The sequence below is a fragment of the Staphylococcus sp. HMSC13A10 genome (assembly GCF_001808005.1).
In the GTDB taxonomy this organism is placed as follows: domain Bacteria; phylum Bacillota; class Bacilli; order Staphylococcales; family Staphylococcaceae; genus Staphylococcus; species Staphylococcus pasteuri.
On sequence record NZ_KV791856.1, the window covers coordinates 149,164 to 164,590 of the forward strand.

Sequence of the window (15,427 nt, forward strand, 5' to 3'; positions counted from 1 at the left end):
GATAAGTCTATACGTAATCTATCGAGTAATAACTTTTATAGTAGATTATGCTATTAACAATTAATTTAAATAATTGATTTGATGATTAAGTAAGCACCTATGAATAACATCACTGTACGTAATAATGTTACCACTGTATCAGACTTGATTGAATGATTTACCTTAACACCTATTTTAGCACCTATATAACTTGAAATAATTAATACTATTGAATAATCCCAAGCAACATGTCCTTGTATAATATGTCCGATTGAACTCATGACACTTGAGAAAAATATCATCATCATACTTGTACCAACAGCAACATGTGGTGGAAATCTAAAAACAATTAACATTAACGGAGTCATTAATGCACCACCACCAATACCAAATAGTCCAGTAAGGATACCTATGAATAAAGTTTCGACAAATGCTATTAAAGGTGGAACACTATAATGATATGTTTTACCTTCTGCATCAATATAGGTCTTTTCATATTGTGGCTTATTAAAAACTTTAAAAGGTTTAATTTTGTTTCTTACTATTAATAAAATAGCAACCAAAATCATAAATATCCCAAAATAAAGGTTAAATGATTTTAATGTTAAAAACTGACTCAAAAAAGAACCTAATAATGAACCTGGTAATAAACCAAATAAAAAAATAGAGCCATTTTTAATATCTAGTTGTTTAGTTTTTAAATATCCTAAAGAAGATGATAAACCTGTAACAATAAGTATAACCGAAGAAGTACCTATTGCTATTTGAGTAGTAATACCGTGTAAAATATTATGATCTACTCCTAAATAGACAAGTGTAGGAACAATAATGATTCCGCCACCAATACCTACAATTGAACCAATAATAGCAGATAGACCACCAATAATAATTAATAAAATAATTGTCAATAACATACTTGTTTCGCCTCTTAAAATAGTTTTAATTGTTGTGGTGCTAAACCTTCATAGTCAATGTCAAGCATATCTTGATATGTTTTTGCATTTTGTGCGGCATGACCACCTGAATTGTTATTAAAAACAACATAAACCTTTTTAGCTTTTTGTTCTAAAATTTTAACCTTTTGTGCTAAGTCATATAATTCTTGGTCATTATAATTATATAAGTATCTTACATCTCGCCATTCTTGATCTGTCATATCTTTTTTAGTCCAACCATGTACGTTCCTACCATGATATCTTACAAAAGCAATATCGCTAGTTATTCTATTTACTAATGGGATACTTCCATCTTTGACTTGTGGTTCATCAACAACAGCATGAATAATTTGATGTTCAGTCAAAAATGTTAATGTCTCTTCTTTAAATCTTTCATTAAACCAAGATTGATGTCTAAATTCAACACATATAGGAAAATCTTTTAATTGTTGTTTCACATATAAAATATATTTAATGTTTTGACTTGAACAATCGAACCAAGGTGGAAATTGCACCAAAACCATAGCTAATTTTTCATTTTCTTGTAATGGCTTTAACATTTCTTTAAACTTATCAAACAATTCTTGACGTGTTTCTGCAAAATCTCTAAAATCTGCATGCAATGTTAATGCTTGATGAATTTTAACTACAAATTGAAATCGTTTTGGTGTTTCATTTATCCATTTTTGAATATTTCTTTCTGGTTGAATTGCATAATAAGATGCATCTAGTTCAACTATTGGAAAGTGACTTGCATATGTTTTAAGTTTATCGGTTTTTCTCTCTAAATCTTCGTATAACGTATCATGATCTCCCCAACCAGTTAGACCTATATTTATCATTTATATCACCAAACTTATGATACCACAGAATAAATTCGCAATTCACTTTATCAATACGAAATTTACAGATTCTTATTAATTGGTGTACCATAATAAAATTACAATCGAAAATTAAATAGCCTGCGACAATGATGTATGTCTCAGGCTATAATCGGTAGAACAACCTAGCTTAACTTAACGTGTATATGTCACTAGACTTATAAAATCGTAGTGATATTTTATTTTAAGTTCTTTGCTATTAGGTTTATTTGATTAATTATACGATCCATTAATTCTTCTGCTTTTTGTTTTTTAGCTAGACGTGGTGATTGTCCACTCCATATATGAGTTAATTCACTTTCGCCTTGCTGTACTGCAGTTTTACGAATTTGATTTGTCAGTTGATTTTGTATTGGATATTCATGAATTTCACTTTGATATTGACTCATTTCTTTAACGAATTGATTATTAATACCACGTGCATTTTTACCGCTAAACACATTGGTTACGATGGTATCTGTTTCTTTACTATTTAATATGGCTTCTTTTAGTAAATCATTAGCTCCGCTTTCATTAGAAGTTAAGAAGGCCGTACCCATTTGTGCACCTTGAGCACCTAACATAATACTTGCTAATAGACCTCTTTCATCCATTATACCTCCTGCAGCAACTACAGGTATCGACACGTGATCAACAACTTGAGGTACCAATGACATCGTTCCAATCATTGGCTCTTCACTATCCCCTAAACGTAAAAATGATCCTCGATGTCCTCCCGCTTCACTACCTTGGGCTATAACAATATCCATACCAGCTTTTTCATTTTCTATAGCTTCTTCTACTGTTGTAGCTGTACCAATTAATATTACATTATTTTCTTTTAGTTTCTCGATAATTTGATGATCAGGAATTCCAAAGGTAAAGCTACATACTGGAACTTTATATTCAATAACTTTATTTACAGCATCTTTAAATTTTTGGCTTTCCTCAATATTAACCACAGGTTCTTCTAAATGAAACGCTCTTCTATATGGTTTCAACCATGCATTCATATGTTCAATTTGGTCTGGGTTGACACCTGTGTTTTCTTTAGGTACAAATAGATTCACACCAAATGGTTGTTTTGTTAATGATTTAACTGTTTGAATTTCACTTTCTAACTTTTCAATACTAAAATAACCCGCACCAATCGTTCCTAATCCACCTTTTTCACTAACAGTTGCTACTAAAGATGGGGTCGTACTACCTGCCATACCAGCTTGAATAATAGGATATTGAATCTGTAATGTTCTCGTTAATTGATTATTATTCCACATTTGATTCACCAACTCTTACTAATTATTTTCTATTTCTATTTGGAAATGTTTGTTTCTTTAACTTTTCTTCTTCCTCTTTATCTAACTCATCTTCTATTTCCATACCTAGCAATGTCTCTATTAAATCTTCATGAGATACTATGCCATCAGTACCACCAAATTCATCTAATACTATAGCTAAATGCTTTCTTGATACTGTCATTTTTCTAAGTACCCATTCAGCTTTATTATGTTCATTCACGAATAATGGTTTTGATGAAAATTTTGTGATTGATTCATATTTTTTCTTACTCCATGCTAATAAATACTTAGAATGGAATACGCCTACAATATCATCTATATCTTCATCATATATTGGATACCTTGTATATGGTTCATTCATTACCGTTTCATATGCCTCATCAAATGACGTAGTTTTGGGAAATGCAACGACATTCACTCTAGGTGTCGTATCAACATCTTTGACCTTTAAGTTTTCAAAATCTAGTACACCTTTGAGTCGATTTTGTTCTGTTTCATTGAATGCACCCTCACGTCCTGCAATCATTAACATTGTTCTTATTTCTTCTTTAGAATACTTACTTTGTTCCTTTTGTCCTTTTGACAATAATTTATTAATACTATCTGTAATAGCATTTAATATTTTAGTTATTGGTTTAAGTATAATAACTAAAATATTAATAACTGGATAAACCAATCTTGATATTTTATCTGGAAATGTTGCTGCGATTGATTTAGGAATAACTTCAGATACCAAAATAATGACAACAGTAATTACAGCAGATGCTATACCCACATTGACGCCAATGTTAATTGCCAAAATTGTTACTAATGTAGGTAAAATGATATTTGCAACATTATTACCTATCAATATAGTAGTAATAAATTCAGTTGGTTTATCTAATAGTCGGGATAATCCCTGTGATTTTTTATCTCCATTTTTGGCTTCAGCTTGAAATTTTGTTCTATTTGCTGCAGTTAATGCAGTTTCACTTCCTGAAAAGAAAAATGATAATAAAATTAAAAATATGATAGCTATAATCATGAAGCATGCTCCCCGTTCATAATAATTATATAAATATTGAATTATAAATTTATTCCCCTGAACAAACTTTTGTAAACTATTACAATATGCTGCTTTAATTAATATAATATTCAACTTCTGTGAGTAACCATGAATCATAAAAAGTGGACAATAAATAGAGTTTAGTCAATTTATTATCCACTTCTATTTGCTATTTAATTTCATACTAAATTTAAACAAATCATAAATTAGTAACTAAAAAAACACCAAGCTATTATACCTATACGTAAAATAGCTTGATGTTAGTAGAGGAAGTTAGCCGATACTGCCTTCCATTTCGAATTTAATTAATCTATTCATTTCTACCGCATATTCCATTGGTAGTTCTTTAGTGAATGGTTCAATGAATCCCATAACAATCATTTCAGTCGCTTCTTCTTCTGAGATACCACGACTCATTAAGTAGAATAATTGTTCTTCTGAAACTTTAGATACTTTAGCTTCGTGCTCTAATGAAATATTGTCGTTAAATACTTCATTATAAGGGATTGTATCTGAAGTTGATTCATTATCTAAAATTAATGTGTCACATTCAATGTTTGAACGTGCACCTTTAGCTTTACGTCCAAAATGAACAATACCACGATAGATTACTTTACCACCGTTTTTAGAAATAGATTTAGAAACAATTGTTGAAGACGTATTTGGTGCTTTATGAATCATTTTAGCTCCAGCGTCTTGTACTTGTCCTTTACCAGCAAATGCGATAGATAATGTACTACCTTTCGCACCTTCACCTAATAATACACAGTTAGGGTATTTCATAGTTAATTTAGAACCTAAGTTACCATCAACCCATTCCATATTACCATTCTCATGAACAAATGTACGTTTAGTAACTAAGTTATAAACATTGTTTGCCCAGTTTTGAATTGTAGTATAACGGACGTGTGCATCTTTATGGACAATAATTTCAACTACAGCTGAGTGTAATGAACTTGTTGTATAAACTGGTGCAGTACAACCTTCAACGTAGTTTACTGAAGCACCTTCATCAGCAATGATTAAAGTACGTTCGAATTGACCCATATTTTCAGAGTTAATACGGAAGTATGCTTGTAATGGTGTATCTAATTTAACGTTTTTAGGAACATAAATGAATGATCCACCTGACCATACAGCTGAGTTTAATGCCGCAAATTTATTATCTGCAGCTGGAATAACAGAAGCAAAATATTCACGGAATAAATCTTCGTTCTCACGTAATGCACTGTCAGTATCTTTGAAGATAATTCCTTTTTCTTCTAATTCTTTTTCCATATTATGGTAAACAACTTCTGATTCATATTGTGCAGAAACACCTGCTAAATATTTTTGCTCAGCTTCAGGAATACCTAATTTATCAAATGTACGTTTGATTTCTTCAGGTACTTCATCCCATGAACGCTCAGTGTGTTCTGATGGTTTTACATAATAAGTAATATCATCAAAGTTTAATTCTGATAAGTCGCCACCCCATTGAGGCATTGGCGTTTTATAGAATAATTTTAAAGCTTTCAGACGGAAATCTAACATCCATTCTGGTTCATCTTTCATTTTAGAAATTTCTCTAACTATATTTTCAGTTAGACCTCGTTCTGATCTGAAAATGGAAACATCTTCGTCGTGGAAACCATATTTATAATCCCCAACATCAGGTGCTTTTTTAGCCATTTCAATCACTCCTTATATATATTTAAACGTCATGCGCGAGATTTTTAATTACAAGTATAAAATTGTCATCATATTATAACAATGATTATCGAAAGTAAAAAGCCAACATCATTGATATCTAGTTATTGTTTACCCGTTATGTCATTAAGAAACATAACTATTAATCTTCTGTTGTCCCTTCTGTCTTACCTTCTTTTTCGACTGTTCCTTTTTCGAGTGCTTTCCAAGCTAAAGTGGCACATTTTATTCTTGCAGGGAATTGAGAAACACCTTGTAATGCTTCAATGTCTCCCATTTCTTCAGTAATTTCGTAATCTTCACCTAGCATCATCTTAGTAAATTCTTGACTCATTTGCATAGCTTCAGCTAACGTATGACCTTTTACTGCTTCAGTCATCATAGAAGCACTAGACATAGAAATTGAACAACCTTCGCCTTCAAATTTAGCATCATTTATAACGCCATCTTCTATATCAAATGTAAGTCGAATACGATCACCACAAGTAGGGTTATTCATATCAACAGTCATCGAGCCATTATCTAATACGCCTTTGTTTCTAGGATTTTTATAATGATCCATAATTACAGATCGATAAAGTTGATCTAAATTATTAAAATTCATATGAGAAAAACTCCTTCGTTTGTTTCAATGCATATACTAATTGGTCGATGTCTTGCTTATTATTATAAATATAAAAACTTGCTCTAGCTGTAGAAGAAACGCCTAACCATTTCATTAATGGTTGTGCACAATGATGTCCAGCTCTCACTGCTACACCTTCAGTATCAACTGCTGTTGCTACATCGTGTGGGTGAATGTCTGTTAGATTAAACGTAATGACACCTGCACGTCGATCTTTAGGTGGCCCATAAATATCTAAGCCTTCAATATTAGACATTTGTTCGTAGGCGTATTCTGTTAATTCTTTTTCATGTTGATGAATTGCTTCGAATCCTAATTGTTGAATATAACGAATTGCTTCAGCTAAACCAATTGCTTGTGCAATTAATGGTGTACCAGCTTCAAATTTTGTTGGTAAATCAGCCCAAGTAGCATCATATTTACTTACAAAATCAATCATATCTCCACCAAACTCGACAGGTTCCATATCTTTTAATAAATCACGTTTGCCATATAAAACACCGATACCTGTAGGCCCTAACATTTTATGCCCACTAAAGCTATAAAAGTCAGCGTCAATATCTTGCATATCTAGAGCCATGTGAGGAGCTGCTTGAGCACCATCTACACTAATCACCGCACCATGTTGGTGAGCAATTTCGGCTATGGTTTTTACATCATTGATTGTACCTAGAACGTTAGATACATGGGCAATAGCTACAATTTTAGTTTTGTCGTTAATTGTGGCTTTAATGTCCTCGATATTTAATTCACCTTGTTCTGTCATAGGGATGAATTTTAATGATGCGTTTTTACGTTTAGCTAACTGTTGCCATGGAACAATATTAGCGTGATGTTCCATCTCAGTAACAACAATTTCATCGCCTTCATCGACATTAGCATCACCATAACTATGTGCAACAATATTAATAGAAGCCGTAGTTCCTCTTGTAAAAATGATTTCCTCAAAATATTTAGCATTAATAAAACGTCTAACTGTTTCACGTGCACTTTCATATCCGTCAGTTGCTAATGAACCCAACGTATGAACACCTCTATGAACGTTAGAGTTATAGCGTTTATAGTAATCATCTAACACATTTAAAACTTGTACTGGTGTTTGGCTTGTCGCTGTTGAATCAAGATATGCTAAACGTTTGCCATTAACTTGTTGTTCTAAAATCGGAAAATCTTTGATTATTTCATTAACGTCAAATGAATGTTCGGCCACTTTATTCACGACCCTTCTTTAATTAAAAATCTCTTACTTTAAATCTATTTAGAAACTTTAAGTTCGATAACTTCTCTTAATTGACGTTTTACGTCTTCAATTGGTAATTCTCTTACTACTGGATCTAAGAAACCATGTATAACTAAACGTTCAGCTTCTCTTCTAGAAATACCACGGCTCATTAAATAGTAAAGTTGTTCTGGATCAACACGTCCAACAGATGCTGCGTGACCTGCTTCTACGTCGTCTTCATCGATTAGTAAAATAGGGTTCGCATCTCCACGAGCATTTTCTGATAACATTAATACACGAGACTCTTGGTTAGCAATTGATTTAGTACCACCATGTTTGATATGACCGATACCATTAAATACTGATGATGCATTTTCTTTCATTACACCATGTTTTAAAATATAACCATCTGTTTCTTTACCATATTGAACAATTTTAGAAGTTAAGTTGATTTTTTGATCACCTGTACCGACTACAACTGATTTTAATTCACTTGTAGAACGATCACCTATTAAGTTAGTTGTATTATCAATAATTTGGCTACCTTCGTTCATTAAACCTAATGCCCAATTGATGGCAGCGTCTGCTTCAGTAGTACCTCTTCTAATGATATGTCCAGTGAAACCTTTATCTAAATAATCTACAGAACCATATGTGATATTAGAATTTGCCCCAGCAATTACTTCTGAAACAATATTAATTTGATTTCCTTCACCACTTGCATTAGATAAATAGTTTTCTACATAAGTTACTTCAGCACTTTGTTCAGTGGCAATAATAACATGATTATAAAAACTTGCATTTTCATCGTCATGTAAAACAACATATTGAACTGGATGTTCAACTACGACATTTTTAGGAACGTATACAAATACGCCACCATTCATTAATGCAGTGTGTAATGCTGTAATACGATGTTCATCTACATTTACAGCATCTTTCATATAATATTTTTGTACTAATTCACTATGATTAACAAGTGCTTCTGATAAACCTTCAATGATGACACCATCATTTTTGGCTTGTTCAGAAACTTGTGTGTATGCTAAATCATTATTATGTTGAATAATTAAATTCTCAGTGTTTTCAACATCGATAATTTTTTTAACTGATTCTGGTAATTCTGATAAACTTTGATAAACATTACCTTCTGTGTGATGTTGTTTAAACGTATCAAAGTCCCATTTTCTTAATTTAGTTTTGTCAGGTTTTGGCATTTCTAAAGTTTCTGTTAATTTCAACGCTTCTTTACGTAGTTCAGTCATCCAAGAAGGTTCATTGTGCGCTTTTGAATAATCAACAAGTTGTTCTTCAGAAATGTTCAAAGTTTCAGTTGTCATAACTCTTATCCTCCCACTTGATGAAATAGTATTAATAATTCAATGTTCAGTTTCATCATTTATACGAACATCTCAACGAGCTTTAAATCGATAGATTAATCTCGACTATTCAGTAGCACCAAATTCTTCTTTAACCCATTCATAACCTTCTTCTTCAAGGCGTTTTGCTAATTCTGGTCCACCAGATTTAACAACTTTACCACCATACATAACATGTACTTTGTCAGGTGTGATGTAGTTTAATAAACGTTGATAGTGCGTAATCATTAATGCACCGAAGTCTTCTCCGCGCATTTGATTGATACCTTTAGACACTACTTTTAAAGCGTCAATATCTAAACCTGAGTCAATTTCATCTAAAATAGCAAATTTAGGTTCTAACATCATTAATTGTAAGATTTCATTACGTTTTTTCTCTCCGCCTGAGAAACCTTCATTTAAGTAACGTTGAGCCATGTCTTGATCAATGTCTAAGAAATCCATTTCTTTATCTAATTTTTTGATAAATTGCATTAAGTTAATTTCTTGACCTTCTTCACGTTTTGCATTAATTGCTGAACGCATGAAATCGGCGTTTGTTACACCAGTCATTTCTGAAGGATATTGCATTGCTAGGAATAATCCAGCTTTTGCTCTTTCATCAACTTCAAGTTCTAAAATATTAACACCATCAAGTAACACTTCACCTTTTGTTACTTCATAGCTTGGATGACCCATAATTGCAGATGATAATGTTGATTTACCTGTACCATTTGGTCCCATAATGGCATGAATTTCCCCAGTATTAATTGTTAAATTAACGCCTTTTAAAATTTCTTTATCTTCAATAGACACGTGTAGGTCTTTAATTTCTAATGTTGATGACATTTATATTCCCTCCATAAAATATAAAGTTTTCTTAACTAGTTTATAATAATTTTAATCTATAGTCAAAAAGCCTTTGGAATTTTCAATCTACTATATTATAACGTACTTACAGGTTAATATAAACTTTTTAAACCGATAAATTAGAGTAATTCTTTTAAAAAAATTATTTTTATCTATAGTTTAATGTTATTTCAAATGATAACGAAAACCGTTAATTTCTCAATAGCCATTTTTTAGACAAATAGTAGATTTATTTAACTTTAAATCAATAATTATGATATGATTCACTTTAACCTTACAGGTTAAGAAAGGAGTCATTAATGAAAAACTTCAAATGGATAAATTTGATTAAAGGATTTGGCATGGGTACAAGTGATTTAGTGCCAGGAGTCAGTGGTGGAACGATTGCACTTTTGCTAGGTATTTATGATGGCTTTATCAGTTCAATAAGTGGTTTATTTTCGAAAAGATTTTGGCCTAGCTTTAAATTTTTATTACCTATTGTAATTGGTATGCTATTAGCTATAGGTATTTTAAGTAATTTATTCAACTACCTTTTAAGTGCGCACGAAGTTCCTACTATGTTCTTTTTTACTGGTTTAATTATTGGCATCATTCCCTACCTTCTTAAAGTGTCACATTTCAAAACAACTTTTAAAACGAAACATTATATTGTCGTTTTAATAGGCATCGCATTACTAGTCATCATGACCTTATTAAATAGTGGAGACAAACACGCAGGAGAGACATTATCTTTAAATACTAGTCTTATTATTAAATATTATATTGCAGGTATATGTGCTTCTAGTGCAATGCTTCTTCCAGGTATATCAGGGTCATTTATGTTACTTATTTTCGGAGCATACGGGACGGTTATGTTTGCTATATCAGAACTAGTAAAATTTAATTTCGATGCTTTACCAATACTTTTAATAGTAGGTTTAGGTATATTGTCTGGATTTTTAATTTCTAGTAAACTCATCCAGTATTTATTACATCATCATACAACCGTAACATTCGCATTAATAATTGGATTTGTTGTCGGATCAATTTATGCTGTATTTCCTGGAATACCAACATCATTGGTAACATGGATAATCTCTATACTAACGTTAATTATAGGTTTTATCGTTAGTTACATTCTTGGTCAGATAACTGCTAAAAACGAAGAAAGTATATAGGCAAAAAAGTATTAAAACAAAAAAGGCTCTCAAACACATCATGTGTAAGAGAGCCTTAATATTATCTATTTATCTTCTTTATTACCTTTAACTTTATCAATAACGTTGTTAACTGTTTCTTTCACTTTACCAGAAGCTTTATCTTCTTTACCTTCTTTTTCAAGGTTTTCATTGTCAGTAACGTTACCTACAGTTTCTTTTACATTACCTTTTGCTTGTTCGAATTTATCTTCAGCCATTTTGAATTCCTCCTTGAAATATTTATCAATTGTTACGATTATTAAATACCACGACCTATAAAAATTAAACATACTTTTATTTTTTATCAACTTATTATATGAGTATATTAAATATATAGTTATGTTACGCTATTGGCGAGGAGGTATCTGTAGTGTTTTCTATTTTCATTTATGGTATTAGTGCTATTTTAATTTTGATCGCTATTATTTTAATTATTAGAGCCCAACTATCTCGCCACTCCAAAAACAAAAGTACATTCGTACCTTCTATTTTATTATTAATTGCTTCATTAATTCTGCTTATCAATGGCTTAATGCGTTTATAGTAAATAAGAGTTTAGGTCTATCTTTAAATTCTTATTCACACAAAAATCCTCAAGTCAAAGTGACTTGAGGATTTATTATTATGCTAATTATTTTGCTGGTACAACCGCACCATCGTACTCTTTATTAATGTAATCTCTAATTTCTTTAGATTGTAATACTTCCATTAAAGCTTTGATTTTCTTATCGTCTTTATGTCCATCTTTAACTGCAATTAAGTTAGCATATGGATTGTCTTTAGCTTTTTCATATGCGATTGAATCTTTTTTAGGATTTAATTTTTGATCAAGTGCATAGTTTGAATTGATGATAACAGCGTCAGCATCTTGTTTTTGATAAATTTTAGGTAAAAATTCTGCTGATTGTTTGTTATTAAACTTAATATCTTTTTTATTTTCAGTTATGTCACTAAATTTAGCATCTTCAATTTTAACGCCTTTTTTAATTTTGATTAAACCTTCATCTACGAAGAATTTTAAGAAACGTCCTTGTTCTGCTGGGTTGTTAGAAACGTAAACTGTTGCCCCTTTTGGTAAATCTTTTAAGCTTTTATATTTTTTAGAATAAACAGCCATTGGTTCTAACTCAACGTTACCTGCTGATTCAATTTTATAGCCTTTTTCTTTACTTTCAGTTTTAAGGTAAGGCGTGTGTTGGAAGAAGTTGGCATCTAATTCGCCTTTATCTAATAATTTGTTTGGAGTTGTATAATCGTTAATTGTTTTGATATCTAATTTATACCCTTTTTTCTCTAATAATGGTTTAGCTTTTTCTAGAATCTCAGCATGTGGTGCTGGTGAAGCTCCAACTTTAATTGTTTTATCGCTTCCTTTTCCACCACAAGCTGCAAGTGCTACAGTCAACGTTAATAATAATAAAATACCTAAGATTTTCTTCATTGATTTCTCCCCTTTTTTAGCGTTTATCTATTTTATTTGTAATCAAATCACCAATAAATTGAATGATGAATACAATAATTAAAATGAATACTGTTGAAACTAAAATGACATCATTTTGATTTCGAGTAAAACCAGTTAAATAAGCTAAGTTACCTAAACCTCCTGCGCCAATTACACCTGCAATTGCAGTAGATCCTACTAAAGCAATCGCTGTGACAGTAAGTCCAGATACTAATGCTGGCATCGCTTCTGGAAGTAATACCTTTCTAACCACAGTCCAAGTATTTGCCCCCATTGACCAAGCCGCTTCAATAACCCCTTTGTCTATTTCTTTGAAAGCTATTTCTACTAATCTTGCATAGAATGGTGCTGAACCAATTATTAATGCAGGTAATGCACCCGTTGGTCCACTAATAGTTCCTAGTACTACACTTGTAAATGGTATTAATAACAAGATTAAGATGATAAATGGAATTGCTCTAAATAAGTTCACTATGAATGAAACAATTGAATAAAAGACTCTTGCTGTTTTAGATTCGCTCTTAGCTGATAAAAATAGTAATACACCTAAAATTAATCCAAAAATAAATGCGAAAATAGTTGATACTACAGTCATATAAAGTGTTTCAACTATGGCTTGCCAAACATCTGGCCATTGCACATTAGGCATTGTGACCATTTCTTTTAAAATATCACTAAATGAATTATCCATGTCTTAACACCTCCACATTTACATGTTGTTCACCAAGATTAGATTTAAAATCTTCGAAATTTTCAGAACTTATATGCGGTATGTGGACGACTAAGAAACCTAAAGTACCATTTCTTGTGTTTTTGATATCAGCTTCTAAAATATTCAAATCTACATTATGTTTTTTAGTAATATATGAAACAATCGGTTGTGTTGTATTCTCGCCATTGAAGTTCAATCTAACTATGTAAGAATCTTCACTAAGTGGTTCTAAATCATCCAATGATTCTTCAAAATCATCGTTTAAATCATCTTTAACAAAACGTTTAGTAACTTCATGTTGTGGGTTTTCAAACACTTGACTTACTTGACCTTGCTCGATAACACGTCCGTTTTCCATTACTGCAACTTCATCACAAATACGTCGTATTACATGCATTTCATGTGTGATTAAGACGATAGTTAAATTTTGTCGTTCTCGTATTTTTAATAATAAATCAAGTATCTCATCTGTTGTTTGAGGGTCCAATGCACTTGTAGCCTCATCACAAAGTAAAACAGTTGGATTGTTTGCTAATGCTCTAGCGATACCTACTCTTTGCTTTTGACCTCCAGATAATTCAGAAGGATATGCATTTTCTCGGCCTTTTAAACCTACAAGTTCAATAAGTTCGTTAGCCTTCCTTTTTGCTTCGCCTTTTGAAACGCCAGCAATTTCTAAAGGAAATGTGATATTTTTTAGTACGGTTCTTGACCATAATAAATTAAAGTGTTGGAAAATCATGCTCACTTTTTGACGCTTTTTACGTAAATCTGATTTAGTTAATTTACTAATACTGTCGCCATCGATAATAACATCACCTGAGGTTGGAGTTTCTAAATTATTAAACATTCTAATCAATGTACTTTTTCCTGCTCCAGAAAAACCGACAACGCCAAATATCGAACCAGATTCAATATTTAAATCAACGTGATCTACAGCAAGTACGTCTTTGTTTTTCGTATGATATTGTTTAACTAATTGTTTTAACTCAATCACGTTAATGCCTCCTTGTTTAACTTCTAACAATTAAAAAATGCTTTCTCTAAACTTTAAGGTGTTAGAGAAAGCATTGAAAAATATCTTTCTCTCATCTTCTAAAGTTTGACTTTATGTGAATTGGCACCATTTCTATATTAGACGGTTGCCGGGCTTCGTAGGGCACATCCCTCCACCTCTCTCGATAAGAGTGTAAGCATTATTTAATTTGATTTAATCCTACCATCCAGGTAGAAATTCGTCAATCATTATTTTAAATTTTCTAACAAATAAGGAACTGATCTAAAAGCATATATTCTTTTCGATTCTTTATCCTTATTCATTAACATTAATACTGGTACTGACATAATTTGGTGGTCTTCACTAAATTTCGGATGAAAATTCAAATCGATTTTTTTAACTGGAAGATTTAATATTTCATTAGCGATATCCAGCATTCTTTCTGATACTTTACAAGTTCCACAAGTTGGAGTATACCCAAATATCAAATGTTTTTCCTCACCAAAATTTTCAGTTACATCATCTACTTCTATTGTTTTATTCATTTACTAAAACTAACCTTTCAGTTTTTAAATTAGACATGAGGGGCTTTTCTTTTTTACAGTTAAAACCATGTTTAGTAAGTACATTTGCTAAATAATTTTTAGGACAATTAGCTACTTCACAATAGGTTTTATCTACAAATATATGTTCACACTCACTCAAGTATCGCTTAAACCATTTTCTAATACGATCACCTTCATCATCGGAATCGGCTAAAACGAAAACTTGCTTGCCATAAAGTGACTCTATCATATCATCAATTTTATCAATACTCATAGTACCATGCGTACAAATAATGTTAACTGGTTCTGCAATGACTTGTTGTAATCTTTTCTTATCTGATTTACCTTCAACAATAATTACCTTATTCACAATAGTCATAATGATTCACCCTTTGAAAAATCAATAATTAGCTATCACTATATATTTCCACTGTAGTGTTATTTATCAAACATATATCATTAAACTTTAATTTCTCTTAATATTTTCCTTACATAATTAAAACTAACTTTATGTATTACTGTGTTATTAGTTTTTAATTAAGTAACACTTTTACTTTATTTCAAGTTTTAATTTATAGGCATAGATACCAATCATTATTGGGTAGCACTAGTTTTCTCTAGTGCATAAGTGCTTCTAAAATCTAAAGAT

General features: G+C 31.4%; 17 protein-coding genes and 1 riboswitch. Of the genes, 2 read left to right on the top strand and 15 right to left on the bottom strand.

What is annotated here, in order from left to right; translation table 11 throughout:
- Positions 1 to 65: 65 nt before the first annotated feature.
- The 9 genes from HMPREF3125_RS05165 to sufC all read right to left on the bottom strand — a co-directional run bounded on the left by HMPREF3125_RS05165 (position 66) and on the right by sufC (position 9,860).
- A complete protein-coding gene (locus tag HMPREF3125_RS05165) occupies positions 66 to 893 on the bottom strand; it encodes a sulfite exporter TauE/SafE family protein (RefSeq protein ID WP_070452362.1) in 828 nt (275 codons plus the stop codon).
- 14 nt (positions 894 to 907) lie between these two features.
- The gene (locus tag HMPREF3125_RS05170) at positions 908 to 1,756 is read right to left on the bottom strand and encodes a DUF72 domain-containing protein (protein ID WP_029055607.1); all 849 of its coding nucleotides are present in this window, start codon (positions 1,754 to 1,756) and stop codon (positions 908 to 910) included.
- Between the two features lie 218 nt (positions 1,757 to 1,974).
- Positions 1,975 to 3,051: an NAD(P)H-dependent flavin oxidoreductase gene (locus HMPREF3125_RS05175; protein WP_070452365.1), complete on the bottom strand. Its 1,077-nt coding sequence runs from the start codon at positions 3,049 to 3,051 to the stop codon at positions 1,975 to 1,977.
- Positions 3,052 to 3,073: 22 nt separating this feature from the next.
- Positions 3,074 to 4,096, bottom strand: coding sequence for a hemolysin family protein (locus tag HMPREF3125_RS05180; RefSeq protein ID WP_017637465.1), 1,023 nt, complete (start codon positions 4,094 to 4,096; stop codon positions 3,074 to 3,076).
- 294 nt (positions 4,097 to 4,390) lie between these two features.
- Entirely contained in the window at positions 4,391 to 5,788 is a 1,398-nt protein-coding gene (sufB, locus tag HMPREF3125_RS05185; RefSeq protein WP_070452368.1) for a Fe-S cluster assembly protein SufB, read from the bottom strand.
- Positions 5,789 to 5,948: 160 nt separating this feature from the next.
- On the bottom strand, positions 5,949 to 6,410 hold the full coding sequence (gene sufU / locus HMPREF3125_RS05190; protein WP_017637467.1) for a Fe-S cluster assembly sulfur transfer protein SufU: 462 nt from the start codon (positions 6,408 to 6,410) through the stop codon (positions 5,949 to 5,951).
- The gene (locus HMPREF3125_RS05195) at positions 6,400 to 7,650 is read right to left on the bottom strand and encodes a cysteine desulfurase (protein ID WP_176745282.1); all 1,251 of its coding nucleotides are present in this window, start codon (positions 7,648 to 7,650) and stop codon (positions 6,400 to 6,402) included. Before HMPREF3125_RS05195 ends, sufU begins: the two co-directional genes overlap by 11 nt.
- Positions 7,651 to 7,685: 35 nt before the next feature.
- On the bottom strand, positions 7,686 to 8,993 hold the full coding sequence (gene sufD / locus HMPREF3125_RS05200) for a Fe-S cluster assembly protein SufD (protein ID WP_017637469.1): 1,308 nt from the start codon (positions 8,991 to 8,993) through the stop codon (positions 7,686 to 7,688).
- A gap of 105 nt (positions 8,994 to 9,098) precedes the next feature.
- Complete coding sequence (gene sufC, locus HMPREF3125_RS05205; RefSeq protein ID WP_070452371.1) at positions 9,099 to 9,860, bottom strand: Fe-S cluster assembly ATPase SufC; 762 nt, start codon at positions 9,858 to 9,860, stop codon at positions 9,099 to 9,101.
- Between the two features lie 320 nt (positions 9,861 to 10,180).
- On the opposite strand from sufC, the gene HMPREF3125_RS05210 reads away from it, so the two are divergent.
- Complete coding sequence (locus tag HMPREF3125_RS05210) at positions 10,181 to 11,041, top strand: polyprenyl-phosphate transporter PopT (RefSeq protein ID WP_070452374.1); 861 nt, start codon at positions 10,181 to 10,183, stop codon at positions 11,039 to 11,041.
- A gap of 65 nt (positions 11,042 to 11,106) precedes the next feature.
- Here HMPREF3125_RS05210 and HMPREF3125_RS12475 read toward each other — a convergent pair whose 3' ends face one another.
- Positions 11,107 to 11,280 carry a CsbD family protein gene (locus tag HMPREF3125_RS12475; RefSeq protein WP_017637472.1) on the bottom strand — a complete coding sequence of 58 codons (174 nt, stop codon included), beginning with the start codon at positions 11,278 to 11,280 and terminating at the stop codon, positions 11,107 to 11,109.
- A 152-nt stretch (positions 11,281 to 11,432) separates the two neighbouring features.
- Here HMPREF3125_RS12475 and HMPREF3125_RS12800 point away from each other — a divergent pair, with 152 nt between their 5' ends.
- A complete protein-coding gene (locus tag HMPREF3125_RS12800; RefSeq protein ID WP_156156324.1) occupies positions 11,433 to 11,606 on the top strand; it encodes a hypothetical protein in 174 nt (57 codons plus the stop codon).
- 87 nt (positions 11,607 to 11,693) lie between these two features.
- On the opposite strand, the gene HMPREF3125_RS05215 is transcribed toward HMPREF3125_RS12800, so the two are convergent.
- The 5 genes from HMPREF3125_RS05215 to HMPREF3125_RS05235 form a co-directional block, all read right to left on the bottom strand.
- Positions 11,694 to 12,503 carry a MetQ/NlpA family ABC transporter substrate-binding protein gene (locus HMPREF3125_RS05215; protein ID WP_029055610.1) on the bottom strand — a complete coding sequence of 270 codons (810 nt, stop codon included), beginning with the start codon at positions 12,501 to 12,503 and terminating at the stop codon, positions 11,694 to 11,696.
- A gap of 16 nt (positions 12,504 to 12,519) precedes the next feature.
- The gene (locus HMPREF3125_RS05220; RefSeq protein ID WP_070452377.1) at positions 12,520 to 13,215 is read right to left on the bottom strand and encodes a methionine ABC transporter permease; all 696 of its coding nucleotides are present in this window, start codon (positions 13,213 to 13,215) and stop codon (positions 12,520 to 12,522) included.
- The gene (locus HMPREF3125_RS05225; RefSeq protein WP_070452380.1) at positions 13,208 to 14,233 is read right to left on the bottom strand and encodes a methionine ABC transporter ATP-binding protein; all 1,026 of its coding nucleotides are present in this window, start codon (positions 14,231 to 14,233) and stop codon (positions 13,208 to 13,210) included. The genes HMPREF3125_RS05220 and HMPREF3125_RS05225 overlap by 8 nt, the downstream gene beginning before the upstream one ends.
- A gap of 88 nt (positions 14,234 to 14,321) precedes the next feature.
- Positions 14,322 to 14,424, bottom strand: a riboswitch (SAM riboswitch).
- 57 nt (positions 14,425 to 14,481) lie between these two features.
- Entirely contained in the window at positions 14,482 to 14,778 is a 297-nt protein-coding gene (locus HMPREF3125_RS05230; protein ID WP_046466487.1) for a thioredoxin family protein, read from the bottom strand.
- Positions 14,771 to 15,157, bottom strand: coding sequence for a toprim domain-containing protein (locus HMPREF3125_RS05235; RefSeq protein ID WP_017637478.1), 387 nt, complete (start codon positions 15,155 to 15,157; stop codon positions 14,771 to 14,773). Before HMPREF3125_RS05235 ends, HMPREF3125_RS05230 begins: the two co-directional genes overlap by 8 nt.
- Between the last annotated feature and the right edge of the window lie 270 nt (positions 15,158 to 15,427).